This window comes from Virgibacillus sp. M23, assembly GCF_034190895.1.
Classification (GTDB): domain Bacteria; phylum Bacillota; class Bacilli; order Bacillales; family Amphibacillaceae; genus Virgibacillus; species Virgibacillus salarius.
The window spans coordinates 1-26,765 of sequence record NZ_JAWDHA010000010.1 but is presented as its reverse complement, the minus strand read 5'-3'; the positions used below and the strand labels follow the sequence as shown (position 1 = coordinate 26,765).

Annotated in this window: 34 protein-coding genes; 10 read left to right on the top strand and 24 right to left on the bottom strand. The window is 36.1% G+C overall.

Annotated elements, in window-relative coordinates; genetic code table 11:
• Positions 1-42: 42 nt before the first annotated feature.
• Positions 43-234, bottom strand: coding sequence for a hypothetical protein (locus tag RVS70_RS06075; RefSeq protein WP_121604546.1), 192 nt, complete (start codon positions 232-234; stop codon positions 43-45).
• A 513-nt stretch (positions 235-747) separates the two neighbouring features.
• Here RVS70_RS06075 and RVS70_RS06070 point away from each other — a divergent pair.
• A complete protein-coding gene (locus tag RVS70_RS06070) occupies positions 748-984 on the top strand; it encodes a 4Fe-4S binding protein (RefSeq protein WP_026679903.1) in 237 nt (78 codons plus the stop codon).
• A 143-nt stretch (positions 985-1,127) separates the two neighbouring features.
• On the opposite strand, the gene RVS70_RS06065 is transcribed toward RVS70_RS06070, so the two are convergent.
• Genes RVS70_RS06065 through RVS70_RS06055 form a run of 3 tightly spaced genes read right to left on the bottom strand, consistent with a single transcriptional unit; the run spans position 1,128 to position 2,568 of the window.
• A complete protein-coding gene (locus tag RVS70_RS06065) occupies positions 1,128-1,814 on the bottom strand; it encodes an LXG domain-containing protein (RefSeq protein ID WP_321132745.1) in 687 nt (228 codons plus the stop codon).
• A 53-nt stretch (positions 1,815-1,867) separates the two neighbouring features.
• Positions 1,868-2,149 carry a YwqI/YxiC family protein gene (locus RVS70_RS06060; protein WP_026679901.1) on the bottom strand — a complete coding sequence of 94 codons (282 nt, stop codon included), beginning with the start codon at positions 2,147-2,149 and terminating at the stop codon, positions 1,868-1,870.
• Positions 2,149-2,568 (bottom strand): DUF5082 domain-containing protein, encoded by a 420-nt coding sequence (locus tag RVS70_RS06055; RefSeq protein ID WP_026679900.1) that lies wholly within the window; start codon positions 2,566-2,568, stop codon positions 2,149-2,151. Before RVS70_RS06055 ends, RVS70_RS06060 begins: the two co-directional genes overlap by 1 nt.
• A gap of 287 nt (positions 2,569-2,855) precedes the next feature.
• Between RVS70_RS06055 and RVS70_RS06050 the strand changes: the two genes are divergently transcribed.
• Both RVS70_RS06050 and RVS70_RS06045 read left to right on the top strand, forming a co-directional pair.
• The gene (locus tag RVS70_RS06050) at positions 2,856-3,485 is read left to right on the top strand and encodes a TetR/AcrR family transcriptional regulator (RefSeq protein WP_026679899.1); all 630 of its coding nucleotides are present in this window, start codon (positions 2,856-2,858) and stop codon (positions 3,483-3,485) included.
• Between the two features lie 12 nt (positions 3,486-3,497).
• Entirely contained in the window at positions 3,498-4,031 is a 534-nt protein-coding gene (locus RVS70_RS06045) for a GNAT family N-acetyltransferase (RefSeq protein WP_026679898.1), read from the top strand.
• A gap of 243 nt (positions 4,032-4,274) precedes the next feature.
• Here the strand turns inward: RVS70_RS06045 and RVS70_RS06040 are convergent, their stop codons facing one another.
• From RVS70_RS06040 to RVS70_RS06020, 5 genes are all read right to left on the bottom strand, one after another.
• Positions 4,275-4,973 (bottom strand): hypothetical protein, encoded by a 699-nt coding sequence (locus tag RVS70_RS06040; RefSeq protein ID WP_321132744.1) that lies wholly within the window; start codon positions 4,971-4,973, stop codon positions 4,275-4,277.
• Positions 4,970-5,710 (bottom strand): hypothetical protein, encoded by a 741-nt coding sequence (locus RVS70_RS06035; protein ID WP_205389475.1) that lies wholly within the window; start codon positions 5,708-5,710, stop codon positions 4,970-4,972. The genes RVS70_RS06040 and RVS70_RS06035 overlap by 4 nt, the downstream gene beginning before the upstream one ends.
• Positions 5,697-6,587 (bottom strand): ATP-binding cassette domain-containing protein, encoded by an 891-nt coding sequence (locus tag RVS70_RS06030; protein ID WP_026679895.1) that lies wholly within the window; start codon positions 6,585-6,587, stop codon positions 5,697-5,699. Before RVS70_RS06030 ends, RVS70_RS06035 begins: the two co-directional genes overlap by 14 nt.
• Positions 6,587-6,970: a GntR family transcriptional regulator gene (locus RVS70_RS06025; RefSeq protein ID WP_026679894.1), complete on the bottom strand. Its 384-nt coding sequence runs from the start codon at positions 6,968-6,970 to the stop codon at positions 6,587-6,589. The genes RVS70_RS06030 and RVS70_RS06025 overlap by 1 nt, the downstream gene beginning before the upstream one ends.
• Positions 6,971-7,160: 190 nt before the next feature.
• Positions 7,161-7,859 (bottom strand): ArsR/SmtB family transcription factor, encoded by a 699-nt coding sequence (locus RVS70_RS06020; RefSeq protein WP_121604405.1) that lies wholly within the window; start codon positions 7,857-7,859, stop codon positions 7,161-7,163.
• A gap of 89 nt (positions 7,860-7,948) precedes the next feature.
• On the opposite strand from RVS70_RS06020, the gene RVS70_RS06015 reads away from it, so the two are divergent.
• Complete coding sequence (locus tag RVS70_RS06015; RefSeq protein ID WP_026679892.1) at positions 7,949-8,575, top strand: flavin reductase family protein; 627 nt, start codon at positions 7,949-7,951, stop codon at positions 8,573-8,575.
• Positions 8,576-8,900: 325 nt separating this feature from the next.
• Here the strand turns inward: RVS70_RS06015 and RVS70_RS06010 are convergent, their stop codons facing one another.
• From RVS70_RS06010 to RVS70_RS05995, 4 genes are all read right to left on the bottom strand, one after another.
• Entirely contained in the window at positions 8,901-9,413 is a 513-nt protein-coding gene (locus RVS70_RS06010) for a GNAT family N-acetyltransferase (RefSeq protein WP_246484719.1), read from the bottom strand.
• Positions 9,406-9,909: a GNAT family N-acetyltransferase gene (locus RVS70_RS06005; RefSeq protein WP_034678406.1), complete on the bottom strand. Its 504-nt coding sequence runs from the start codon at positions 9,907-9,909 to the stop codon at positions 9,406-9,408. Before RVS70_RS06005 ends, RVS70_RS06010 begins: the two co-directional genes overlap by 8 nt.
• 83 nt (positions 9,910-9,992) lie before the next feature.
• Positions 9,993-11,000 (bottom strand): HAAS signaling domain-containing protein, encoded by a 1,008-nt coding sequence (locus tag RVS70_RS06000; RefSeq protein WP_205389473.1) that lies wholly within the window; start codon positions 10,998-11,000, stop codon positions 9,993-9,995.
• Positions 10,984-11,352, bottom strand: coding sequence for a PadR family transcriptional regulator (locus RVS70_RS05995; RefSeq protein ID WP_166530416.1), 369 nt, complete (start codon positions 11,350-11,352; stop codon positions 10,984-10,986). Before RVS70_RS05995 ends, RVS70_RS06000 begins: the two co-directional genes overlap by 17 nt.
• A gap of 152 nt (positions 11,353-11,504) precedes the next feature.
• Here RVS70_RS05995 and RVS70_RS05990 point away from each other — a divergent pair, with 152 nt between their 5' ends.
• On the top strand, positions 11,505-11,954 hold the full coding sequence (locus RVS70_RS05990) for a YaiI/YqxD family protein (protein ID WP_026679887.1): 450 nt from the start codon (positions 11,505-11,507) through the stop codon (positions 11,952-11,954).
• 339 nt (positions 11,955-12,293) lie between these two features.
• Here RVS70_RS05990 and RVS70_RS05985 read toward each other — a convergent pair whose 3' ends face one another.
• On the bottom strand, positions 12,294-12,767 hold the full coding sequence (locus RVS70_RS05985) for an acyl-CoA thioesterase (RefSeq protein ID WP_026679886.1): 474 nt from the start codon (positions 12,765-12,767) through the stop codon (positions 12,294-12,296).
• A gap of 267 nt (positions 12,768-13,034) precedes the next feature.
• Here RVS70_RS05985 and RVS70_RS05980 point away from each other — a divergent pair, with 267 nt between their 5' ends.
• The gene (locus RVS70_RS05980; RefSeq protein WP_026679885.1) at positions 13,035-14,168 is read left to right on the top strand and encodes a conserved virulence factor C family protein; all 1,134 of its coding nucleotides are present in this window, start codon (positions 13,035-13,037) and stop codon (positions 14,166-14,168) included.
• A 307-nt stretch (positions 14,169-14,475) separates the two neighbouring features.
• On the opposite strand, the gene RVS70_RS05975 is transcribed toward RVS70_RS05980, so the two are convergent.
• From RVS70_RS05975 to RVS70_RS05965, 3 genes are all read right to left on the bottom strand, one after another.
• A complete protein-coding gene (locus tag RVS70_RS05975) occupies positions 14,476-15,378 on the bottom strand; it encodes a macrolide 2'-phosphotransferase (protein ID WP_121604401.1) in 903 nt (300 codons plus the stop codon).
• A 566-nt stretch (positions 15,379-15,944) separates the two neighbouring features.
• Positions 15,945-16,211, bottom strand: a complete 267-nt coding sequence (locus tag RVS70_RS05970; protein ID WP_026679883.1) for a hypothetical protein — start codon at positions 16,209-16,211, stop codon at positions 15,945-15,947.
• Positions 16,212-16,213: 2 nt separating this feature from the next.
• Positions 16,214-16,546 (bottom strand): ArsR/SmtB family transcription factor, encoded by a 333-nt coding sequence (locus tag RVS70_RS05965; protein WP_026679882.1) that lies wholly within the window; start codon positions 16,544-16,546, stop codon positions 16,214-16,216.
• Positions 16,547-17,080: 534 nt separating this feature from the next.
• Here RVS70_RS05965 and RVS70_RS05960 point away from each other — a divergent pair.
• Positions 17,081-17,623: a hypothetical protein gene (locus tag RVS70_RS05960; RefSeq protein ID WP_034678403.1), complete on the top strand. Its 543-nt coding sequence runs from the start codon at positions 17,081-17,083 to the stop codon at positions 17,621-17,623.
• Between the two features lie 125 nt (positions 17,624-17,748).
• On the opposite strand, the gene RVS70_RS05955 is transcribed toward RVS70_RS05960, so the two are convergent.
• The 4 genes from RVS70_RS05955 to RVS70_RS05940 all read right to left on the bottom strand — a co-directional run bounded on the left by RVS70_RS05955 (position 17,749) and on the right by RVS70_RS05940 (position 21,121).
• Positions 17,749-18,462, bottom strand: coding sequence for an isoprenyl transferase (locus RVS70_RS05955; protein ID WP_034678401.1), 714 nt, complete (start codon positions 18,460-18,462; stop codon positions 17,749-17,751).
• Positions 18,463-18,512: 50 nt separating this feature from the next.
• On the bottom strand, positions 18,513-19,973 hold the full coding sequence (locus RVS70_RS05950; RefSeq protein ID WP_121604400.1) for a DUF4153 domain-containing protein: 1,461 nt from the start codon (positions 19,971-19,973) through the stop codon (positions 18,513-18,515).
• A 186-nt stretch (positions 19,974-20,159) separates the two neighbouring features.
• The gene (locus RVS70_RS05945) at positions 20,160-20,843 is read right to left on the bottom strand and encodes an HAAS signaling domain-containing protein (protein ID WP_226983605.1); all 684 of its coding nucleotides are present in this window, start codon (positions 20,841-20,843) and stop codon (positions 20,160-20,162) included.
• Positions 20,789-21,121, bottom strand: coding sequence for a PadR family transcriptional regulator (locus RVS70_RS05940; protein WP_026679878.1), 333 nt, complete (start codon positions 21,119-21,121; stop codon positions 20,789-20,791). Before RVS70_RS05940 ends, RVS70_RS05945 begins: the two co-directional genes overlap by 55 nt.
• A 439-nt stretch (positions 21,122-21,560) precedes the next feature.
• On the opposite strand from RVS70_RS05940, the gene RVS70_RS05935 reads away from it, so the two are divergent.
• From RVS70_RS05935 to RVS70_RS05925, 3 genes are all read left to right on the top strand, one after another.
• Complete coding sequence (locus tag RVS70_RS05935) at positions 21,561-23,135, top strand: Vga family ABC-F type ribosomal protection protein (RefSeq protein ID WP_026679877.1); 1,575 nt, start codon at positions 21,561-21,563, stop codon at positions 23,133-23,135.
• Between the two features lie 100 nt (positions 23,136-23,235).
• Positions 23,236-23,658 carry a MarR family winged helix-turn-helix transcriptional regulator gene (locus RVS70_RS05930; RefSeq protein WP_026679876.1) on the top strand — a complete coding sequence of 141 codons (423 nt, stop codon included), beginning with the start codon at positions 23,236-23,238 and terminating at the stop codon, positions 23,656-23,658.
• A gap of 16 nt (positions 23,659-23,674) precedes the next feature.
• Positions 23,675-24,280 (top strand): alpha/beta hydrolase, encoded by a 606-nt coding sequence (locus RVS70_RS05925; RefSeq protein WP_321132763.1) that lies wholly within the window; start codon positions 23,675-23,677, stop codon positions 24,278-24,280.
• 90 nt (positions 24,281-24,370) lie between these two features.
• Here RVS70_RS05925 and RVS70_RS05920 read toward each other — a convergent pair whose 3' ends face one another.
• The 3 genes from RVS70_RS05920 to RVS70_RS05910 all read right to left on the bottom strand — a co-directional run.
• Positions 24,371-25,324, bottom strand: a complete 954-nt coding sequence (locus tag RVS70_RS05920) for a calcium/sodium antiporter (RefSeq protein WP_026679874.1) — start codon at positions 25,322-25,324, stop codon at positions 24,371-24,373.
• A gap of 133 nt (positions 25,325-25,457) precedes the next feature.
• Positions 25,458-26,306: a VOC family protein gene (locus RVS70_RS05915; RefSeq protein ID WP_026679873.1), complete on the bottom strand. Its 849-nt coding sequence runs from the start codon at positions 26,304-26,306 to the stop codon at positions 25,458-25,460.
• A 279-nt stretch (positions 26,307-26,585) separates the two neighbouring features.
• On the bottom strand, positions 26,586-26,765 hold a 180-nt coding region (locus tag RVS70_RS05910), incomplete at its 5' end, for a hypothetical protein (protein ID WP_321132743.1).

Here is a 26,765-nt window from a genome sequence, read left to right as displayed (position 1 = left end):
CTTATCACTAAATGCTCAGATTTACGCTTCCTCTAGTAGCTATTATGGAATCACTCCGGCTGCCCACTTCCCTTTCCGTGGGGTTTGTCCTTCAGCTAACTTTTTTAGCAAAACCCGCTCAAAAAAGTGGATCTTCAGGTCAAACATTTCCCACAGGAGTTGAAGTGGCCGGCCTTCGCTATTATCAGGCTCTACAACGCTAGCATGAAGTAACACAGCTGCTTTTATACTCACGGATAACGATTTTTTGTAAAAAAAGTCAACCTATTACTTATGACAAGAATTGTTGCACCTTCTCATAGCGGAGACTAATTACGTAGACTCCTGCGGGATTAGCGCGAGCCGAAAATCCACTTTGCAACGTGTTCTTCTTTGCAAAGTTAGTTGAGGCCGTGCCCACGGAAAGCGAAGTAATTAGTCGGAGCATTGCCAATATACATCAAACATTTCAAAATAACTACTTCGCTTAACGCAGTCATTGCACTGATTTTATACTTTCTTAACTTACAAGGATATGACCTAAAAGCCTTTGAACCAATTGGGTGTTTACTGACAGTCGATCCCCCAAGTATCATATTCGTTTCACTTTATTGCTTGAAGGGGGTATTACTGCCAGTCATATGTGGGATAAACTGTTGCACCATAATACCGTTTTCCCTTCATCCTTTTCAACGTACTAAACAATAACACTACAAAGCTTATGCCTTATAAAGTATGGTAATTCGATAAAGTAAAGGAGACTTTTTTATGGCATTTGTTATTACTTCACCATGTGAAAACGAAAAAGCAGCTGAATGTATAGAAGTATGTCCTGTAGATTGCATTGAAGAGGGTAAAGATATGTTTCATATTGATCCCGATATATGTATTGAATGCGGAGCATGTGAAGCAGCATGTCCTGTACAAGCGATTTATATGGAAGAAGATATTCCAGAAGAAGAGGAAAAATATATACAAATTAATCGAGCTTTTTTCGAAGATTAAAACCTAACTCTACAAAAACCAATCTATACGATTCAAAAAAATAATAAGACTTTGATTGACTGTTATCAAAGTCTTTCTTTTATATCCTATTTAAAAATTAGTGATTAGCTACGCATATATGCTGTGACTTGATAGAAGTTCAGCTATTGATCGTTGGGTGGATGAACTTCTTTAATGACTTCATCATACGGACTACTATTCTTTAAAGCTGAACCATCATATGTTGAAATAGAATTACTTTCACGATAAAAAACGTCCTTAATATTGGCCATATAGTTTTTCATTACTGTTAGTTCTTGTAACAGAGGCTCTAACGTATTCATCTGCGAACGATCTAAGGCATACAACTGCTCGATTACTTCATTCTTGTTATTCTTAGCTTGCTGAATACCTCTAAGTAGATCATGGTCATCGAGCAATGGTAGAGAAATAATATCTTGGATCTTATAAATTTCATGATTTACTTCATCTGTTATTCCCTTCGTCACATCTTCCACTCGCTGTAAGCCATGTTCCAGATCATTTTCTAAAAAAGATTGCTGAACTAAGCCATCTGCTGCTGGTTCATATGAGTGTACAGCCTCTTTTAATTGGATAAGCGCCTGATCGTATTCTGTAAGAAAATTATCGAGATATTGTAGAAATGGTTCATGGACATCTGCAAAAAAAGAGCGAATTGCAGTTCCCGTATTTCCTTGCAATGCATGGTCCAACGATGTCAATTGGTGAACGGCTTGTCGTATATCATTCATTTGTTGTTGTACAGTTGTAAGCTTTGTTCGTAACCTATCAATATAGTGATTTAACTCCTGAATGTCTAATGTTTTCATGGAAACCTCCTGATGGGGAACGCTGTTGAAGAGTTATCGTGGTCGTTTTCCTATTATTTAACAATCTGTATGTTGGAAGCTATTCGTTCTTCCGTCTCTAATAATTGATTTACTGCTTCCAATGTTTCTTGTTCATGAGTAAGAAGTAATGCTTGGTAAGAGCTCAATACATCTTCTAATAAAAGATTAATTTCGTTTACTTTATTTACCATGTCTAATGATATGTCACTTTGGGCATCACTTGGTATTCTATTTTCCAATGATTGAATGTTTGTTCGTAAGTTTGCTAACGCCTTTTCTATCGGTGCATAATTTAGCTTTATTTCTTCACTCACTAACTCATTAACTCCCTTCGTTGCTTATCATATAAGTGATCAAGCTCCGTATTATGTGTAGATACATCCATACGAATATCAATAATGGCTTGCTTCGTTTCCCTTATTTTGTCATTTAATTGATCAAGCGTTTGAACTAACTGATAGTCATACAGGGATTGATAATTTGATAGAATTTCTTGATCCCGATACTGTTGGAACTGATTTGCAAGTTGTCCATACCACGTAGTTTCTGATAATTCTGGGTTTATACATAGATCTCTATGCTGTTTAAGCTCTTTCTGATAATCATATAAATTAGAATGGACTAATGCCAGTCGCTCCAATTCCCTGCGTTTTTCATCTAATTGAGCATTTAACATGTAAAGGGAATTCTGTGTCCGACTGATTTGTCCATTAATCCAGTTTAAGGATTCCATTTTCTCACCTCGGTGCTGCTTGAAGCTTCAGTCATACATCATAAAATATATTAGCATTAACATTACTATTATATAGCATAAAATTCCCCATTTTAAGAGGCATAAAAGCCTATATTTAGAAGAGCCTGTTTTTACAGGAGTGATTGTCTTAGGTAATACGAATCAAAAAACACTAAATGTATTAAATATTTAAATTCGTTGTAATATAGCACATTGATTTTAATTAGGATGTCATTTATAATTACCTAAAATGACATACTTGTCACTTTAGGTAAAGGAGGCAATATATGGCCCCCAAAGTTACTAGTACATACAAAGTGAAAAAAAAGCAACAGCTACTACTTGCGGCCCGTGAAGTCTTTCTAAGTAAAGGATACACAAATGCAACTATACAAGATATTATTGATATTGCTGGTGTATCAAGGGGAACAATATATAATTATTTCAAAAATATAGATCATGCCTTTGTGGAGGTACTCTATAATGACGATCAGTACCTGTTGCCGAATATCCAAATAGATAGTAGAAAATCGGTTTGGCAACAACTTACTTTTTGGATTGAACAACTAGTAGATATTCACACGAATCAGCCATCCCTTGTACAAGCACGCAGTGAATTCTTTCTTTCTTCTAACTATGTTAACAACAAGGAGCATTTCTCTTATATTAAAAAGCGATATGAAGTAATGGTTGAAGGAATTAAACATACCATCCAACAAGGAAAAGATGCCGGTCAATTAAATCCAGTTACAGATGGAGATACCATTGCACACTATCTTATTTCATTTATGGATGGAATGATATTAAACACCGATTTACTTGGATCACAGGTGACAAGCATGGAAAAGCAAATAGATTTTTTCTTGGAATCGTTAAAGACTTTGCTTTGTCCAATAGTACAAACACCCCAAAAATAGGAGCGTGATCATATGTTATTTGAATCTTCTAGAATAAAGTTAAGAAAAATGACAATCGAGGATACGGACCTTTACCACCAATGGAGAAATGATATAGATGTTATGCAGACAACGAGTCCTAATCTAGATATTTATACATTTGAAGAAACGAAATCATTTGTCAGAGAAGTCATTCTCCATAGTAGCACATCAAAAAGCTACATCATTACCGTTAAAGACAGCGGCGAAACACCCATAGGCGTTATTTCGCTAATACAAATAGACAATGTAAACCACAACGCAGAATGCATTATTGATATTGGTAATAAAGACTACTGGGGAAAGGGCTATGGTAAAGAGGCAATGCAACTGCTACTAAACTATGCATTTTCAGAAATGAATTTACACCGACTATCTTTACGAGTGTTTTCCTTTAACCTAAAGGCTATTAAGCTTTATGAAAAATTAGGGTTTTTTCACGAAGGAAGATCTAGGCAATTTTTATATCGAAATGGGAAATGGCATGACTTATTACATATGGGAATGCTACGTACTGAATATGTTTGAAAGGAGGCAGGGACAAAAGTAGGCTTATCAAAAAAAGACGAACTATACTAGATGTATGACAGCATCGGAAATATACTTCACTTTCCACGGGCACGGCCTCCGTTTCTGTAGCTCCTCATTTCGAGTCGCTACAGGGATCTTTGGACTCGTGCTGTTCCCGTAGAGTCTACGTATATTTCCTACGCTTCACTACTATTGTTCGTCCTTTCAGTTACATCACTGTATAAACCTTTAGGGAAAGCCTCACTCTGATTTAAATATATGCATTCCAGCAGATTCATCTAAGTGAACCTTAATGGAATGATCAATACGGACAAAAAGTAAATCCTGACCATAAGAAATGTCTGCACCATTACTCATAAATTCCTCACCAGTAAATTGGTTAAATGGAAATTCCCTCTTAAAGGTATTCTCCTCTACTGAAACTTCTTCTGGCTTCATCATGTATAGTACATTTTTCTCTTGCTTGATAATTGGTAACGGGGCTTGATCTGTCATTCGCTTTCCATACATATAAGTAGGTGTTTGATAAAAAGTGACCTCAACCTTGTCTTTTAAATCATCCGTCCGTTCTACGAGAATCGTTGTACCATTGAAATTATTCTCAGGTGCATAGATTTGCAGTTCTTCTTCTGCCAATGAATATTCCCATTGTCGACGGATAAACCGAGGATCAATCTCATCTTTCCTTCCACTTTCTATATAATCATATATATACGGTACATTCTCTACCTTCTCTTCCTTAATTGGCTTTTCAATTGGTAATATATAAGAAATACAAGCAGCAATAAGTAGCGTCATAATATATAGTGCAAACAACCACTTGATACCTCTTCTATAACCACCTACATATTTCTTCCATACATTTGATATAACAAATACGATTATAATAATAACAAGAAGTAAGACAATAGGTAAAAAGGTTACGATAACATCATTCATTGTCTAACCTCCTTTCTATTACTAAGTAGTGTAGCTGCACTACATAATAAGGCAATCGTTACAACCATCTTTGCACTAAATAGTAATATGGAGGTTTCTTGATAATAAAACGCTGTCACTTTGGAAGTGAATTGCCCTTCCCCATCAAAAGCAACAAGTATTCCTATGAATACAACCGGAACAATGATAGTGAGAAGTCGATGCATTTGCGTAACAGTGCCAATAAGATAGCCAATCGAGCCTGCTAATAAAATATACAAAATGGTCGCTATAATTCCACTTAGTTGATCCATCCTGCTAATCGCCGTTTCTGCTTCTATAAAAAATGTGTCACCAATTACGTATAAGACTACTTTCATTAACGGCTTGGATAGTAATGCCGTTGAACCACTAATAATACTCATAGTCAATATGACTGCGATATTTGAAAGATTATTACTAAGCCGATTCGTAACAAATGTATAGCTTTCTTCTTGATAGCTTCTAGTTGTCATTAATATAGAACTAAAAAATGCCCAAAGGATGGTGAAGATGATAACTAAATCGGCGGAGTAATAATTAACATCTATACGAATCCCATATCCACTCGTACCACTCATACCAGAGCCACCTAGAGCAAAAAGAATGGCAAGTAGCTGTAAAACAACCAAAGAATTAAATAATCCTATATAGCTTTTTAATTTATATATATACTGACTGTAAACCAGACTTCTAAATGAAATACTATTTAAAGACATCGTCAATCCTCCCTTGTTCCTGATCAGTTAGATAAATGCAAAGATCACTGGGAGTAACAGGTGATACGCTAATGCCAAGTCGCCTAGCCTGATCTAAATCAAATGGGTCATTTTTAATAACTACATAGGAGCTATTTACACCAACATTCTCCATATGGATGATCTGTTTATTTTTAACCCATTGCCTTACTATTTCAGTTCTACCTGTTAAACCAATCGCATAATTCTTAACGTCATCGATTGGCAAATGAAATAATTTCTTTCCGTGCTTTAACAACAGGACATGCTCTAGCAATTCTTCTATTTCCTCTAAGTGATGACTAGAAATGATAATCGTTCGCGGAACAGTAAGATAATCCTTTAATAATGCTCTGTAAAAATCCTTTCGAACAGCATGATCCATACCTATTGTTGGCTCATCAAAGATTGTCACTGCACATCTTGAGGCTAGCCCCAAAATCATATGAAAGGTGCTTCGCTTCCCCTTAGATAATTGACCATGTTTCTGCTTCGGATGGAATTGAAAATATTCAAATAAACGATTGGCTAATTCCCTATCCCAATTTGGATAAAATCGTTCCGCCTCTATAAGAATATCCTTAAGAGAAAGTGTCTGTGAGAATACCATTTGATCATCAATATAAATAGAGTTAACAGCAACAAATAAATTATTGAAAGGATGTTCCTCAAGAACATGCACTTTCCCAGAAGATTCCCTCCATAATCCTGAAAGAATCTTTAATAATGTCGTTTTTCCCGCCCCATTCCTACCAACCAGTCCAGTAATTGTATTTTCATTGATAGAAAAGGAAATGTCATTTAATGCATTTTCGCCTCCTCGACTTTTACTTAATTCTTCACAGGTAATCAATCCCATTACACATCCCCCTTTTGCTTCTTCATTGTTAGCTTTAACATTTCTATTAACTCTTCTTCGTCTACATCTAACCGGTCTGCTTCCAACGCTACTTCCAGTATGAGTCCCTTTAATGTTTGATTCTTCCGTTTATCAACAATGATTGATCTTGCTTCCGTTGTTACAAACTTTCCAAGTCCCCTTTTTCCATACAAAACCTTTTCGTCTGTTAATATATTTAATCCTTTAGCTGCAGTTGCAGGATTTATGGTAAACATCTCTGCGAGTTTATATTGAGAAAATACTTTATCATCTGGCTGGAAATTACCATTTAATATTTCTGTTTCGATCCATTCTGCAATTTGGACGTAGATAGGTTTCGTGCCATCAGTACTCAAATGCATTCCTGCAGCCTCCCTTCCAATCAGATGTAGGTTAGTGCATTAGTCATGTAATGTAGTATATTACTTTTTCAGATAAATTACAATAGGTAAAATCATTAAATAACACCAAGACTAATAAATTTAACACAAAATAAAACCCCAACTTCTAAATATTTTCTAGAAATTGGGGCAAATTATACATTTGCAGTTTTTACGATGAATGTGACATATCGACAGCGAATATTTCTTTAAATCCTTTTTCTCCCTCAGCTGTAATTTTTATCGCACGTGTTTTAGGTAATTGCTGAATCCAATGTAATTCTATAAAACGCTCTAACAATGCATTTCCCAGTGCACCGGCAAGGTGTGGTCGCCTTTCACTCCAATCTAAGCATTTATGTGAAAAAGAACGACGCTTCTTTTTTAGCTTCTCTAGATCTATTTGAAAACTTGTAAAAAATTCTTTCCCATCCTCAGTAATTGTAAATATTTCTTTCTTTTCATCAATTAAACCTTTATGAAGGAAGGAAGTCGTTATTGCTACACCGAGATTACCAGCAAGATGGTCATAACAAGTTCTAGCATAACGAATGGCTTTATCTTCCTTTGCTTGCTTTAAAGACTTAATCTTAATAGGTGGTGCTATCGATAAAAAAGATTCCATTACTTGAGCAACTTCTTGACTTTGGATTCCGTAATATCGATGCCTTCCATGCTGAGAAACAGCTACGACATTTGCATCAACCATTTTTGCTAGATGAAAGCTTGCTGTCTGAGGTTTTATTCCTGCCATATACGCTAACTCACTAGCAGGATGATATCTACCGTCTAGTAATACCGTTAATATGGCAGCTCTTGACGCTTCACTTACAAGTGAAGCTATTATCGCCGCATTTGTATTTGTTTTCATAGACTTCCTCCTTTTGTAATTCATATTTCGATGATAATCGAAATAATTACGTTATACAATCAAATTAATGAATGAAAGGAGATAGAAACATGAGAACAAAAAAATGGAAGCACGTACCCGTCACTGAAACAATTCAACCCAAAATTCTTTATTACGGAACACCAGTTATTTTACTAAACACATGCAATGAGGATGAAACAGTTAATATTAGTCCATTGTCATCATCGTGGGCATTAGGTAATACGATCGTATTAGGAATTGGTCTAGGTGGGAAAGCAATCGAAAACTTAGAGAGACATCCTGAATGTGTTCTTAATATTCCAGACCCTTCCCTCTGGGAGAATGTTGAACGACTCGCTCCATACACCGGGAAAGACCCTGTACCAAATTTTAAAAAAGACAATGGATTCAAGTATGAGAAGGAAAAGTATGCTGTTAGCGGGCTAACTCCTTGTCCTTCCAAAGAGGTTAAGCCGAATCGTATTGCAGAGTGCCCCATACAAATTGAAGCGATCGTGAAGAATATTCAGATTCCCGAATACGCTCCATTCTTTGCAATTGTTGAAACACAGGCTATCCATGTACATGCACATAAGGAAATTATTATGAATGAAAATCATATTAATCCAAACAAATGGAGTCCACTACTATACAATTTTAGACATTACTTTGGTATTAGTGATGAACTTGGCAAAAGCTTTCGATCTGAAATTTAGGTGAAGGAAAAGGATAAAACAGGTTGGTGTATAATGCAAACAAGCTGTTGAAAAGCAACACAATGAAGAGCATCTTGGTGAATTCTACACTAAAGGAAGTGAAAAACGGAGAAAAAAGAGATCCAACCAAGCAAAATCGCTAAAGGAATGGGCTTGTCAAATAAAAGGAAACTTCAATTAGTGGGGGATTTTGTTTATCCTCCAATCAGACCTTTACTGACAGTCGATCCCCACTTACCAATATTGGTTTCACTTTATTGCTTGAAGTGGGGGGCTTACTGACAGTTATATGTGGGATAAAACTGGTGCGATCTTTATTAGCAGCTCAGTCTATCCCGATAACTTTACTTCGCCGCTCCAATAAAATAACATCACGCCATACGCCATCTAGTTTTCCAATTCGTTTTCGAATACCCACTTCATAGAATCCTGCTTTTTCATGTAAATAAATACTTCCTACATTTTCTGGGAAAACACCAGATTGTAGTGTCCAGAAACCAGCAGCTTCACTTTCCGCTACTAGAAATTCCATTAGCCTTCTCCCTAATCCCTTTCCCCTACTTTTTGCACCGAGATAAATGCTTAGCTCCGCAACACCAGCGTGAGCTTTCTTAGATGAAATTGGCAGTAAAGCAGCCCAGCCTACGACTCTACCATGTTCACGTACAACAAGTCTACATGTTTGTAAATACTTACTATTCCACTCATCCCAAGTTGGTGGTTCTGTATCAAATGTTGCATTTCCTGTCTTAATACCCTCTATATAGATATCTCTTACCTCTGGCCAGTCTTCCTTTTTCATGTATTCCATAATGATAGAATCAATGCTGTTAGTCATTGTTGATCCAAAACCTCCTTTTCAGTGTGCCATCTTCATCAATAAAGCTATTATCCTCTAACCCACCATTATTTACTATGGTTTTGGCTGAACCAATATTATCCTCATCACATGTTACTAGTACACGCTTTATCTTTAAATCCTTGCACACTCCCAAAGCTTCATGAAGCATACGAGTGGCATATCCCTTTCTACGTTCGGAGGGTCTAACACTGTATCCAATATGCCCACCAACATTTAATAAAAAAGAATTAAGCTCATGTCGAATATCAACCATTGCTACTATTCTATTCTCATCATTAATTAAGAAATAATTTGAGCTTGGTACACGATTCCCATGACCGCTTTGTCTTAAAGTCCTTGCCTTCAGGTAGGCACCATAAGTGTCATGTCCTGTTAAGTCAAAACTACTAGGAATCATCCGTGTCAGTCCCCATTCTTCCACATAAGCTCGGTGTTCTTTTTCCCATTCCTGAGCTGGCTCAACTAACCTCATCAATTCCACCTCTTCCCTAATAAAAAACCATATTGATTATAATTGATAGTAATTATAATCAATATGGCGGAAAAAGAAAACATCTATTTATTCATTTTTCTAACTTTTAACCACCCAGCAATGATATTCCATATTAACCCTACAATCATTAAAATTAATGTCCAAAGAGTTGCCGTTTCCCAGATTTTTTCAACAGTTTCATAGCTTTCACTTCTCTCTGTTATCATACCAGCCTGCTCAAGTTCTTGCATAAACGCGGGGTTCCAAAAATCAGGCCCGGTTACCATCAACAGAACTACCACAACGGTTATTATATCAATCACCACCGTAAATATAAGCAATTTACTAGTCCATTTTCCTTTTATTAGTTTGACAATTTCTTTAACTATAGCCAGGTTAAGAATGAGAAGGATAAATAACATATAACCTGAATACGTATCCTCATTTAAGAACGGGACTACAGTAGCAAATTCTCCTGTCTCAAAGCGCCACACGCCAAAGTAGTTACTTGAAAAGACCGCCATTGCCATAACAATTATAAAGAAAATAATCGCTGTAATCGGTTCGGATCGCTTAATCTGTCTTTTTAGGTCGGGAAGTTGCGGAAGATCAGATGGTGTCCAATTCTTTTCTATATTCAAATCTTGTCCATTTACTTGAACATACTCCAACAATACAAATACAGCTATTACCCAGCCAATCGCCATAGGTATCATCGTGAAAAATGACACAATATAATCTACAAACTGCTCCAATAGACTTGCTGGGTTAATGATAATTTGAATTACAAATTCAAAACTCATAACAATAACAACAGAATATAATGTTATTTTCATAACCGTCATAAATGGATCATAAAATTCAGGACCTATGATATACTTTTTTGTTTCACGATACTGCTCCGCAAGCTGCTTTGGGTCTCCTAGCTCGAGTAATACTTGCTCAGCGTCCTTATCAGTAGTACGCTTTCCATCCGTTCGTTCTTCCAGCATATCTGTAATTAGACCTTTAAGCTCTTGAGAAATATCTGCTCGCTGCGATTGAGGCAGCCGCTGCGTCACTGCGTAAATATACCTATCGATGATTTCCATCCGAGTCTCCTCCTTTTTCTAAACCAATTAAATGGTTTAAGCTATCCACCATTTCCTCCCATTCTTGCCATAATAGTTCAAATACTTCTGCACCTCTTTTGCTTAACATGTAGTATTTCCGTGGCCTGGCTTCATCTGTATTCCAAGTGCTTTCCAGCAATCCCTGCTTTTCTAGTCTTCTTAGCAATGGGTATAACGTCCCTGGTTCAACATGGATTCCCTCTCCATTTAGTTTCGTTACTAGAGAGTATCCATACTGTGGCTTCGATAATTGACTTAAAACACCAATTGTTAGCGTACCCCTACGTAGTTCCTGCGTTAGTTTATCTAAGTGCTGTTTAATATCGCTCATCTTATCAACTCCTAAAAACATTATGGTGTATGTCGTACACTATTGTAAAGTGCACATTAATAACCAAAACAAAACATATACTTTAACTTGACATTTGAGAGCTTTCAAACTATGCTCACCCCAAGATATAAGTACAAATGAGGAGTTTTATCATGCAAATATATGTAGATGCAGATGCTTGCCCTGTAAAGGATTCTGTCATTCAGTTAGCGAATGAATTTGAAATTACTGTTACACTTGTTCAAAGCTTTTCCCATTTTTCTAATCGACGCGAATTAGATGGAGTCAAAACTATTTATGTTGATGCAGGTGCTGACGCAGCAGATTATCGAATTATGAAATTAGTACAAAAAGGTGACATTATTGTAACTCAGGATTACGGCCTTGCATCCTTAGGGCTTGCTAAACACTGTCAAGTAGTTCATCACAAAGGCTTCCTTTATACGAACGAAAATATTGACCAGCTTTTACAAACACGCTATTTAAGTGCTATGGCAAGAAAAAGTGGGCAACGAACAAAAGGGCCGAAACCTTTTTCAAAAGAAGATCGTAGGCTATTTAAAGAACGGTTTAGAAATTTACTGGAACAACGGCAGGAATGATAAATGGATGACTGCTAGCTATTCTTTTCTCTACAAAAAAGAGGCTGAGACAAAAGAATGAAGAAACAATAAAAAACGAAAAGATAATTAATTTGAATTAAATATCTTTTCGTTTTTTGATTAGAATAATAAATTTAGCACCTGAAATAAGCGAGGATCCGGCGGGAACAGCACGAGTCCGAAGATCCACTTGGTAACGTGTTTTTCTTTACCAAGTTAGCTGAGGCTGTGCTCGCGGAAAGAGCGTATAGTTTCACGGTGCGGCGATGATACTCCTATTGATAACATGATTATTCGTATTTTGAGTAAAGAAGTGTGTTTTGTCCCTGCCTCTTTTTTCTACTTTCTATTTGTCGCACGCCTTTTCCGATTCTCTCTTCGATATGGAGCTGTTTCATGTAATTTCTTTTCTTCATTCGTTTCTGGATATACTTGTGGCACAGGGATAGGTTGTCCTTGTTCATTGACTGCAACCATTGTGAGGAATGATTCCGTTGTTAATCTTTCAACCTGATTAATTAGATCACGCGCCGTTACTTTCACATATACTTCCATTGAACTTCTTCCTGTATATGTAACAAAAGCTTCCAATGTTAAGGAATCTCCGGCTTTCGCTGATGAAAGAAAATCAACCGAATCGATTGATGCCGTAACAACCGCACTTTTTGCATGCTTCATCGCACAAAGAGCACCAATTTCATCGATATAAGCCAATACCTTTCCACCAAAAATAGTATCTAAATGATTCGTATCTGGTGGGAGCACCAGCCTTGTTTGCACTGTCCTTGATTCGTTTATTGATACTTTTTCCATCTTTCCATCCTCCTATACGATTAAAAACATCTCCTACATGAGAAGATGCCCTGTAAGCTAACTTTTAAAATCAACCTTACTATTATATCATACCAACCATATACTATTAGAATTTTAATATATCCATATAGATTATCTTTTGGCCATTTGTTAAAATTAATAGTTACTATCGCTTAGCTCTTGCAGCAAAAAGTAGGAATGATAAATGTTAAGTCGGCAGCTCATTCAACTAGCGTTAAGCTTTAATCTAAAAAGGAGGAATGTTTTATGAAGATTGTATCAATTGAACCAACACCTAGCCCATATTCCATGAAAATTAATGTTGATGAACACCTCACGGATGGACAAACTCAAAACTTTACATTAGCTGATGACAAACAGGATGCACCTGTTTATATACAAGAATTGTTCGAAATTAAAGGAGTAAAAGGTATCTACCGCGTCATTAATTTTATCGCACTGGAGCGAAATCCGCGAGTTGCTTGGGAGGAAATACTTCCGGCGGTTCGAGAAGTTTTAGGATCAGTAGAAAAAGAAAATGATGATGTTATTTCGACCAGCGCTAGTAACGAAGAGGCTTTTGGAGAAGTCCATGTTTATATTCAAACATTCCGCTATATTCCGATGCAGGTGAAATTAACAGAAGGTGACAATGAAAAACGCTTCGGCCTGCCTGATAGATTTATGAACGCTGCAATGAACGCTTCCACAGCTTCAGAAAACATGCTTGAAGAACGAAAATGGATCGAGCAAAACCCGCGATACGGTGATCTAGAGGAGATCGGACAGGATGTCGTTGAGGAGGTTTCAGCAAGTTACGACAACCAGCGATTATCTGACCTTGTCAATTATGCCTTAACTAATGATACATCCTTTGTTTCCTCTCTAAATAAAAAGGTGACACTTGAAATGCTTAATAATCCGAACTGGAAAGAACGCTATGCTGCGTTGGATCAAATGAACCCAACAAAAGAAGATTTACCTGTTTTAGACAAAGCACTAGAGGATGAAAAATCATCCATTCGTAGATTAGCAACTGCCTATCTCGGCATGATTGAAGACAAAGACGTACTTCCCTATTTATATAAAGCATTAACAGATAAAGCTGTCAATGTTCGGCGAACAGCAGGAGATTGTCTCTCCGACCTTGGATTTAAAGAGGCGATACCTGAGATAATCCACTCCTTATCTGATAAAAGCAGACTTGTTCGCTGGCGTGCAGCGATGTTTCTATACGAGCTAGGAGATGAAACTGCTATTTCAGCTCTAAGAACTGCTATGGAAGATCCTGAATTTGAAGTTAGAATGCAAGTGAAGATGGCTTTAGCACGAATTGAAGATGGAGAAGAAGCAAAAGGCTCTATTTGGAATCAAATGACACAGGCAACAAAGAAAGAATGATCAAGGCGGTACTTAGCTAAATGCAATTCTAAATGAAGAATGTACTACTATAACTCCGGAAATATACGTAGACTTCTTGAAAAAGAAGAGCGCTTTTCTACGTGCGATGTAGCGCTGCCTATGCCTTATCCTGCGGAAAAAGGCATAGGCGAAGCCACATAGTACGTTAACACGATGAGACTCGTTAGCCGCCCACATAAAGCGAAGTATATTGCCAGATCCGTTTAATTGCACGAGTCATCGCTTTTTCTTTGCTTAAAACACTTTCGTCCCTGTCTCCTTTTTTGACACATACTAGTAAACAAGACTAGTTGTTTAACATCAACGCTTCTTGTGCCATGTTTTTATATTCATCTATTCCAGAGATTAATGCAAATTCGGCAATGGAAACCGGATAAGCTGCAGTAAGCTCAACAATATGTTCAAACATGGTTGGCCAAACATAACCTCCAGCTTCTTGATATGCAGCAATTAATTTTTTCACGGCATCCTCTCCAAATGATGCAAGATGCGCTACAAAATCATTAGCAGGATCATCTACTCTAGCTTCTGTCCAATCAATAATCCCAGTAACCTCCGCGTGCTTATTAATTAGTATATGGCCTGCATGTAAATCACCATGAATCATTGCTGTTTGTTCTGGCCACATCGCATCTGTTTCAAGCCAACTTTGCCAACGCTCCCATAATGAATCACTAATCGTAAATTCTGCCTGCACTTTATCCATACGGCTTTTCATGGATGCTCGTGATTCTGTTGGTGTATAAACGGTCACTCCTGCTTCCTTAGCAGATTGATGATTACTTTCATGTAGCTCTTTTATTACTTTTCCCAAGGTTATATGAAATTCAACTGGTACATTCTTGTCGTCAATTTCCCAAACATAACTTTTTGCTTCAGGGTCAATAGTCCCTGCCGGAATACCAGTTAATAGCTTATACGCAATCAAATCATCGGTGAAAATAGACCAATTTGGGATTTGAACAGTAAGATTCCTTTCAGCAATATCTAATATTCGCTTCTCCTGTCGGGCCCTTGGAATTACATCTTTACGCCTCGGCATCCGAAGCACCCATTGATCACCAAGCTGATCCTCCGCAAAGAAAACATGAAAATCTAATCCAGATTGATTCTCTTTTAGCGACTGTTCCACTAAATTCATATTATGTTTTTCCGCCAATTCCATAACTTGTTTTTTTGACAATGTCATGACAACCACTCCTCCCCATAGTTAGTGCCCCTTTTGTGATGGCTAATTATAACCAAATAAAAAACACAGACCACTGCCTGTGTACTGTATTATATAGATCACCCTTTATTTTTTCTAAACGAAAAAAGGGAGGTATACCCCCCTTTTTTACAGAACTATATGATTTCCTAAAAGGCAGACTATTCCCATTTACGCTACAGTACAAGCCAGCGTCCTTGAACTTATTCAGTTAATAGTTCAATCTTTTGGAAACGTAGTCTGTTTAAAATCATTAGGAAAACCTCCGTTCATTTTTAACTATTACTAGAATAGCACATATTTTCCAAATTGCAAGTTGATTTAACTATTTCATCGATACGTACCATGTGTTGGTTGAAACCTTCCTGACGATTGAAAAATGCTCCACATTATAATGTCCATACAACACTCGATCAGTGTTGCTTGAAGTCGGAGTCTTTTATTACGCTAGAAGAACTTCCCTGAAACATTTCACATAACCACTATCTTAAAACCTTTTTTGCTCGCCTTAGCGGCAAGTCTTTAAGTTATATTTGAGCTTCTCACTGCTACTCCACTTCTTTTAGCATTTTTTCCATGGAAGCAACCTTTTCTTTGATTTCTTTCATATCAGCAGTTAATTTTTCTTGATGCGTATTAGACGCTTTTTGTACTTCAATTGCTTCGGCAGCAAGTTTTTGATATACCTCTTCCTTTGAAGTTTTAATTCTTGTCTGCCACACTTTCGTAAGCGATACAAGTAATACAACCGCAAACCCAATAAGAAACACAACAAAAAGCATTCCTGCTAATTCATACATTGTTTCAGAATCCATTCCTATTTCCCTTCTTTCTTTTTAAATGTTATTGTTTTAGCTGCTTCTTTGATTAGTTCTGGAGTAATTCTAAAATCAAAAGAAGCGAGCTCATAATATTTCATTGCTTTTCCATCATGCGATAACTCCATTTCGTTCGTGACAATTCCAGCCTTTTCTAACTTCTGTAAATGCATATACAATAAAGGTCTGCTCATCTCTGCCTCTCTAGCCAATTGACTAACATACTTTCGCTCCTGATCTAAAATAGAAATAATTTTTAAGCGATGAGGATTAGCTAATGCCTCAAAAAAGGCAAGTAGCTGGTCTCCATTTAAATGATGCTTCTTATCCATTTCTCTCTAACACTCCTGGCTTCATTATCAATGCATTTACCATGGACACTTATTCTTCCCCATTGACAAACAAATAATTATCATGTGTAATAAATTTATTACATGTATTATAATTTGTCAACACATGTTTTGAAAATATACATCTCAAGTCGTATACCTAGATATTTCCTAAGCTACTTATAATTAATGAAGTAGTACCTTATGATTAAGTAGGAACAAAAACACAAGCGCTCAATTAGAAACGTAGCGACTGTGGAGCGAGTCAACGGAGATAAAGGAATCACGGTATGCTTACAAGCCGATGATAACTATCCTAGGGTGTCGTGAAGTCGCCTCGTTTCTGAGCACTGGAGCTGGACGGCTCAACACACCCATATTTTTCCACATGGCTAATTTTATAATTTCCTAGACTAGAACAAAATCTAAAAATTTTTTAGAATCTATTTAGGACTTTATTACGTATTAATTAATATAGTTGGACTTATCATTTAGAAATTTTAACTCATGAAGTATCGCTTAATGGGAGAGAGGGCTATGCAGAATAAAAAAGTTTATATACTGCTAACAGATACTGGGACAGTTTTTACGAGACTGATCCGGTTATATACTAGAAAACCATACAATCATGCTTCTATCTCGTTTGATCCTTCTTTGGAACGTGTTTATAGTTTCGGAAGAAAAACAGCTAAAAATCCTTTTATCGGTGGGTTTGTTCAAGAGGACGTAAAAAATGGACTATTTAAGCAGGCAACAGGTGTAGTTCTATCCTTTACTATTACGGAACAGCAATGGCAGCAAATGCGAGCATATATTCAACAGCTTGAAGAGGAAAAAGATAAGTATCGCTATAATTTCTTAGGGTTAATTGCCATTATTTTTAATATGCCATTTAACCGAAAAAATGCTTTCTTTTGCTCTCAGTTTGTTGCAAGTGTATTGAAAGAGAGTGACATCGTCGATTTTGATAAGCCTATATCCTTAGTAACACCACATGATTTACAGCAAGTTAATCATTTTCAAGCAATTTATCAAGGTAAATTGAAAGACTATAAGCTTCAAACCGTTCAGAATCTTTAAAGCAAGGATAAGGCTCAGAGATAGTCAATGCTATTTATGGAAACTAGAATATAACCTCCAAAATTATTTTATAATTTCCTAGATTATAAAAAAGCTCAAGGCTTGGCTAGACCAAGCTTGAGCTTTTAACTTAATAGTTCGCTATGTTTCGTCCATTGTTTACGTTGAAATTCTCGTATTGCAGCACATAGTTCCTGTTCATTAAAATCCGGAAAGTACACATCGGAAAAATAGAGCTCTGCCATAGAAGATTGCCATAATAGAAAATTACTAACTCTTTTTTCTCCACCAGTACGAATTACTAACTCTGGATCTGGCAGTTCACTTGTATACAAGTAATTTCGAAACAACTTTTCGTCTACTTGATTAATATCAATTTGTTCATTTCGAGCTTCATCAATGATCTTACGGATTGCTTGTAAAATGTCAGCTCTTCCTCCGTAATTAAAGGCAAAGTTAACAACGATTCCAGTATTATTCTTTGTTTCTTCGACAGCTTGAATAAGTGACTGTTTTGTCCGCTTTGGCAATTCATCGATATTTCCTGACAAGCGAATCATTATATTTCTCTTCTGAAACTCTGGAAGTTTTTGTTTAAAGAATTTAACAGGTAGCTGCATCAAATAATTAACTTCATCTTTTGGGCGTGACCAATTTTCCGATGAGAAAGCATATAATGTTAAGACTTTTATATTTAATTCTATACTAGCATCGATAATATGCTCCATAGCTTGTGCTCCAGCATAATGTCCTTCACTTCTCGTTAACCCTCGTTGTTTTCCCCATCTGCCGTTACCATCCATCATAATAGCAACGTGTGTAGGAATGTATGCGTTCATAAAGATCCCCCTTGCATTAAACTCCCTATTGAAAAACCAGGGATCGTTTTTTAATCTACATATAAATTATCTAATTTGTCTTCTATCTTCTGTCTAGTAAAATTAAAGGATTGCCACGACTTTTCTGTATTCCGCTGCACCTGGTTGATTCGTCCTATTAATAACTCCTCTAATCCATGATAGTTAGGTTCCTTTGTATATAGTTGTAGCAAGCCATTCCATCCACTATATGAAAGTGTGTTCAAATAATAGATATCTATCTTTCCAGTCTCTTCATATCTTTCTAAGTTCTTATCTGTCACAAGCTTTTCTATATTGATCACATTCATCCCTGTATAAAAGATCATTCCTGCTATAAGATAAAAATGCAAAAGTGATAGTCTTGTTAACCATACACGTATTAATGTATATGCAAATATTACCATAAGGAAGATCATGAATCCATGCGCTAATACTCGATCTAACGTATAACCATATGCTTCTTCATACATACTGAGCCTTTGATATGCAGAAATAAGCATAATCGAAGTCAAACCTATCAGCAAAGTGTAAAGAATTTTTAACATACGGTTAAGCTTGACACTAGTATTTTGTACGAAGCGCATAAAGCTAATTAGTATCGACCAATTAATTAATGTTACAATGATTAATTCAAAAAAACCTTTCCTTGCATATTCAGCAAAAGTGTAACCGGAATGAAGGCTTTCACCAAAAAAATACGAAAACTGAATGCACACGAACAGTAAATACACAGAAAGCAGCATGAGAAGAATCGTAACTGCTGTCAGCCCGTTCCAATTTTTTTCTTGTGGGCCTGTTATCCCTTCACGAGTAGAGGGCTTTTTTGGCAAAACACGAAACAAACCGAAGAAAAAGAATGCTACTAATAGCACAATAGCTATACGCCAAAATTCCTTTAAAAGATTCATTTGCATTATAAAATTGGGTACACGCAGCACTAATTCTTGAAACACCTTATCGGCAGACATTAGTAAGGTTATAACAATGAGTAACAATGGGATACCAATTCCTAGTCCAATCAGTATGGGTTTTATAGGTATTACCATATCCTTATTATTGTATTTAAAAACCCGTTTAAATAATTCGTCACAAGCATTTAAACTATAACGTACGGACTGGCTACACTTTTCTTTCAATATTGTTACAAATTCAATACTAACCCAAGCGTATTGGTCTGGTGTTGTAATTAAGACAAGATGACAATATATAAGTAACGGAATAACAACTAAGTTTATTTCATAAAACAGAATCGAGTCCAAATATAAATAACTTCCTGCTAATAGCCAAATAACAACCATCAACAGCATACCAATTCTTCGATGATAAAATGCAAATTGAAAATGCAGAAATATTACCATATATAATGCCACAATAAATACGATATAGGAGATACCTATCTTACCATGAAAAAAACAAACTTCTGCAACTATCCCTAATCCCAAAGATACTAATAATAACCACACACCTCGCAAATTTATTTGGTTTACCATCTAATCCCTCCAAACATTGTTATTTTATATATAGAATAACTATGTATATAGAATAACTATGTATATAACTAAAAATTTTTATCTGAAATTAATGTGTAAGCAGCGCGATCAAGTTGCTGTTATTATCACGCTACTTTTAGTAAAACAATCACTACGCTGTATCGTATGATTAAGGCTAAGCACTTATTATACAGATAATTTACGTCCCCAACGAAAACCAACCAAACACACGGGATATAAAACTACTGTAAAACCTATACAAAGCATGATAAAGGGCACATTTAACAAGGGCTGAAACCACTCATAGGGAATAAGTTTAAAAAGGGTTAAATACATAAGCAGTAAATTTGGTACAACAGAGACGATAAACGTTTTATGTAATAGCCTTCTACCACCATCACCAAACTCCTTACCAATTTCATAGCCTAATAGTCCCCAAAATAATGTATAAACAATCATTATAATAAAAGTAGTCTCTGTTAGTCCATGCCATAATTGCTCCACCCAATGCCAAGAGAAAACATTATAAATTATTGTTAGAATTACTCCGCCAAGAAACATAGCAATATTTAAACCAACGAATAACCATTGTGTTTTTTTAGGAGTAATCGCTGCTTCCTGTCTCCACAAAAGTGCTATTTCTTGAGGGGAACCAAGTCTTTCAATTAATTTCGAATAGTTATCTACAGATTCAGCACCTTCTTCCTTCATCCATTCATGAACATGTAATTCATATTCTGCTAAAATATTAACTTTATCTGGATGATCACCTATTGCTTGTTCTAGTTCTTGAAGGAAGTATTGACTTGCTGTCTTCATGATTCCTTTCTCCGGATTAAATTGTTCATCACCTGTACATAGCGATGCCATTCATTTGTTTTCTCTTCCAGCATTGCTTTCCCTTGCTCTGTTATGCAATAATATTTCCTTGCTGGTCCCTTTTCTTGCTCTTGCCAATAAAAAGTAATATATCCCTGTTTTTCGAGTTTATGGAGCGCGGGATATAATGTTCCTTCTTTGATTTGCAAATGATGTTCACTACGCTGGTCCATTTCCTTAACTAGCTCATAGCCATACATATCGCGTTCATTTAAAAGCTGTAATACAAGTAAGGAAGTACTTCCTTTTACTAACTCTCGGTTAAACATTTTCTCACCTACCTAGAAATATTAGGTATATACACTATATAAAATACTTGCTCTTTTGTAAAGGGCTATCATAAATGTCTAACACCATATTTGAATTATTAGCCGATTGTATTATAGACAAAATAAAGGAAATTATATATAATTGCACTAATAAAATTGTAAAGGGTGACCTAATTACATGAAGTACTAATCCTATTCACTGAAAACATTCGAGTAAGGGTAGTCTAATAACAGATTCAATCTGTTTATTTTGCTATGCCATTAACGAAGTTTCAGAATAGGATTGTGCTTGATGTGACTGGTTAAAAAAACGCTGTCTAATGTATTTGATTATTCGCAGACAACCGTGTAAGTTAGCCAATACACATTTGCCTCCTATTCTGAAATGAGTGGGAGGCATTTTTTGTCTCTACTTTTAAAGGAATTGGAGATGAAATGTATGAAGTTATTGGAAGCTCAAAAATTAAAAGTATTTATACAGGATCGGAAATTAATTGATGTAGAAACACTTCGTATCCATAAGCACCATCGAATAGGTCTTGTCGGAAAAAATGGAAGCGGAAAAACAACCTTGCTCCAACTACTGGCAGGTGAAGAAACGCCTGAAGAAGGTGAGGTAATCTCACAAGGAACACGTGAATTACTTCCCCAATTGAAACGAACAACTACGACCAAAAGTGGTGGTGAAGTTACACAAGAATATATAAACCATTCTTTGGCAAAAAAATCAGATATCTTATTTGCGGATGAGCCGACTACGAATTTGGATACATTTCATATTGAAAAGTTGGAAAAACAGCTACAAAAATGGCATGGTGCATTGATCATCGTTTCCCATGATCGAGAATTTTTAGATGCACTATGTACGACCATTTGGGAATTAGAAGACGGGAGATTGTCCGTATACAAAGGCAATTACTCAGATTATCGCGCACAAAAGAAGCTCGAAAGAAGACAGCAGGAGCAGGCTTATGATCAATATATCAAAAAGAAAACGCAATTGGAAGAAGCCCTAGAATTAAAAGAACAAAAAGCGCAACGAGCAACTAAAAAGCCAAAGCAGACAACTAACTCAGAAGCCAAAATAACAGGTGCCAAACCCTATTTTGCTAATAAACAAAAAAAATTACGGAAAACAGTCAAAGCCATAGAAACTAGGTTAGAGAAACTAGAAAAAGTGGATAAAGTGAAAGAACCTACTCCCATTAAAATGAATCTACCTAATGATATAAAGATAAATGGTAGGATAATCTTACGTGTTGAAGACCTAAAAGGAAAGGTGGGAAAACGCACTCTCTTTAATCAAGTTCGTTTTCACGTTAGAGGCGGAGATAAAATCGCCGTAATTGGTCCTAACGGAAGTGGGAAAACTACGCTCATTAAAAAAATGGTAAACGAAGGAGAACATGTTCATCATTCGCCATCAATGAAAATTGGTTATTTTAGTCAAAACCTAGATATACTTGATACAAATGAAACCATTATAAAGAATGTCAGTATTACATCGATTCAAGATGAGACCTTGATTCGGACTGTATTGGCAAGGCTCCACTTTTCTCAAGATGATGTGTATAAACGTGTGCAAGTACTTAGTGGGGGAGAACGTGTAAAGGTTGCTTTTGCTAAGTTATTTGTAAGTAATATAAACACCATTGTTTTAGATGAGCCAACCAATTTTTTAGATATCGAAGCAGTAGAAGCACTGGAAGAATTGCTAAAAAATTATCAGGGAACAGTACTATTCGTCTCCCATGATCGGCGTTTTATCCAAAGCATTGCCTCACGAATTATTGCTTTTAAAAGTGGTACAGTTGACATCTTTGAAGGTACCTATGACGAATTCAAAAACCATATACCAAAGACGGAAGAAAATGCAACAGAGCAAGAATTGATTGTATTAGAAACAAAAATTACAGAAATACTAAGTAAACTTAGTATAGAACCTTCAGAGGAACTAGATGAAGAATTCCAAAGACTTTTAGCACGAAAAAGAGAGTTGATAAGAAATAAATGACGATTGTTACACACATGAATAAGTTGACAGACTCTAACGAATGATTTACATTTAATTAATAATAAATTAATTAAATATAAATGTCTAAGGTGGTTAAATATTGAGTGAAAATCTATCATTAAAATCATTTGTTGTATTAATGAAGTCTTCAAAAGCCGTTCAGGAGCGAATAAAAAAGGATATCAGCAGCTATGGTATGCGAACTTCTGAATTTACTATATTAGAAACGCTATACCATAAAGGAAATCAAACGATTCGAGAAATATCGGAAGGAGTATTAATTAGTACGGGCTCTATCACATACGTGATTGATAAGCTAGAAAAGAAAGGTCTACTTGAAAGGCAACATTGCCATGAAGATCGGCGCGTTGTTTATATTCATATTACGCATGCTGGGAAGGAATTAATGGATGAAATATTCCCAAAGCATCAAAAGGTTATTGAAGAATTGTTTATCGGAATTAACGATGAGCAAAAGAAATCGTTAATTGATGTTCTTAAACAAGTTGGACGCCGCGCATAATCCAGGAAGGAGATTCATCATGAAGCATATCTTTCAAAAAGGAACAGATCAAACAAAACCAACGCTTTTATTATTACATGGTACAGGCGGAACGGAGCAGGATCTTATTCCATTGGCAAGTAAAATTGATCCAGAAGCGAATATCCTCAGTGTACGCGGTAATATTCTTGAAAATGGAATGCCACGCTATTTCAAACGATTAGCAGAAGGAGTATTCGATGAAGCAGATTTAATTTTCCGTACAAAAGAACTAAATGAATTTTTAGATGAGGCTGCAGAAAACTATCAGTTTGATCGTCATCATATCATTGCTGTTGGATATTCCAATGGCGCTAATATTGCTGTAAGTTTACTTTTTCATTATAAAAATCCCTTAAAAGGTGCTATTCTTCATCACCCGATGGTACCTCGAAGAGGAATTTCATTACCAAATCTTTCTGGGATCAATGTATTTATTGCAGCAGGTACGAATGATCCAATATGTCCTGCTGAAGAATCTGAAGAACTGAGGCAATTATTAGAAAATGCAGGAGCAAATGTAAAATTACATTGGGAAAATCAAGGTCATCAGTTAACGTTAAGTGAGGTAGAGGCTGCGAGAAATTGGTACCAACAGTTATAAAATAGGAGCACTAACGTATAATTGAACTGCACCCTATTGTAAGATCTGTCTAACAACGGAGGTGCAGTTCATCTTATGCTTATTTTTTTGTTAATTCCGAATAATAATGTAAGCTACATATAGCACATAACCAGCTACAAGAAATACTCCCTCTGTCTTCCCTATTCGATAATTTGTCCTCGAAAAAATTAGCAGCAAAACCGTTAAACCAATCATCATGATAATGTCTATAATAACTTTACCATTAACAGCTAGTGGCGTAATCACAGATGATGTTCCAAGTACAAATAAGATATTAAAGATATTGCTTCCAACGATATTTCCTAATGCAATTTCACTTTCCTTTTTCAAAGCAGCTGTAATGGAGGTCACTAGCTCTGGAAGGGAAGTTCCAACTGCAATGATTGTTAAACCAACTAGAGCTTCACTCATTCCCAGTGAATAAGCGATTTCCTTCCCGTTATTAACTACCATTTGTCCACCAATAACAATACCAGCTAATCCCAGTACTGTAATTAAAATGTTCTTCCCCCATTTTGTTTGTTTTGCTGATTTGTCTTGCGCTGTATTTTCTCTACTCTTTAATGCGACCTCAATCACATAATACATAAAAACAGAAAGGAATAGTAAAAAGATTAGTCCATCACTTCGAGAGATATAGTTTATCTCAAACCCTTGTAAAACCGTATCGCTAATTAAAATTAATAGTGCTACACTGGCCAATAATGTAAATGGAATTTCCTTACGAATCGTCTCATTTTCTACTTTGATTGGGAACAAAATCGTCGCAATCCCAACGACAAGTGTTAAATTAAAAATATTACTCCCAATAACGTTCCCCATTGAAACATCTGCAGTACCTTGTAAAGCCGCAACAATACTCACCGTTGCTTCAGGTGAGCTAGTACCAAATGCCACGATTGTTAAACCTATTAAGATTGGTGGAATGCGAAGCAATCTAGCAATATTCGATGAACCATCCACAAATAAATCTGCACCTTTAATTAACAAAACGAAACCAATAATCAAAAATAAATATGCCATGTGACCTTCCTCTTCTACAAAAAGTTATCAGTTGTACTACGGTTTAATGTATCAAAAAGTCACAAAAACATGTAGACATATTTAAATTTCTTTAGAAATTCTTCAAAGAAAGAGCTAGGAAATGATAGCTTTTTTATTTCCGTAAATGAATGAGATTCTTTGAAGGGTCTTCCACTAAGTATCCATTATTCTCTTCCTTTATTTTAACCTCACTAGCCTTTAAGCGGTCGATTGCATCATCTAATGTTTGCTTATCTGGGTAAACAAGTGTAAATAATTTTAGACCCACACTATTATTTTCCGGTGCCGGTGCTCCCTCACCATTCCATATATTAAGTCCAATATGATGATGATAATTCGCTGTAGATATAAATAATGCACCAGGATAGTTGGAAACGACGTTAAATCCAAGACCTTCTACATAAAATTGTTTGGCTTCTTCTAAGTGTGCGACATGCAAGTGAATATGACCCATAACCGTTTTATTTGGTAAATACATCCATGGTGATTTCAATTCAGCTAGAAGCCCCTCACCTTCTAACGGTTCTGTTGCCATGGTCACTTGATTATTTATCCACTCCCACGCTGACGATAGTCGATCAGAATAGACCTCAATACCATTACCATCTGGATCTGATAAATATAATGCTTCACTAACAAGGTGATCAGATGCCCCTAACTGGACATTTTGTTGCAAACAGTGCATTAAAAAAGAAGCAAGATCAGCACGTGTTGGTAATAATAATGCAAAATGGTACAAACCCGTTGTTTTCACCTGCTTAGATAATACTTTTTCTGGCTCCTCTAAGGTGAGTAATGATGTTTTGCCATCCGCTGTTAAGACCACCTTCCGCTCATTCCTTTCAAGGATATGGAATCCAATGATGTTCTGATAAAAATCAAGTGAGTTGTTCAGATTCGTAACATGGATGGATACGTCGCCTACATATGTTGCACGATTGCTAAAGAATGTTCTTTCCATAACCATTGTCCTCTCTTCTTTTATATAATTACATTTTGAAATACAGTTACTTTATGTAAGTTTATAATCTATTTTATTAACTGTCAATTTATTAATCTATACAAATGAATTAATACATACCTATAAATTCACGTCTTATACTACAACCTTTATTACAATCAATGATAAGCACAATTTGATCATGACGTTTTAACTAAAAAACCTGAATAAGAAAAACTGAGCAAAATTCGCTCAGTCCTTATCACTAAATGCTCAGATTTACGCTCCCTCTAGTAGCTATTATGGAATAATAGCTACTGCTTGCTTGACCACCACTCCGGCTGCCCACTTCTCTTTCCGTGGGGTTTGTCCTTCAGCTAACTTTTTTAGCAAAACCCGCTCAAAAAAGTGGATCTTCAGGTCAAACATTTCCCACAGGAGTTGAAGTAGCCGGCCTTCGCTATTATCAGGCTCTACAAC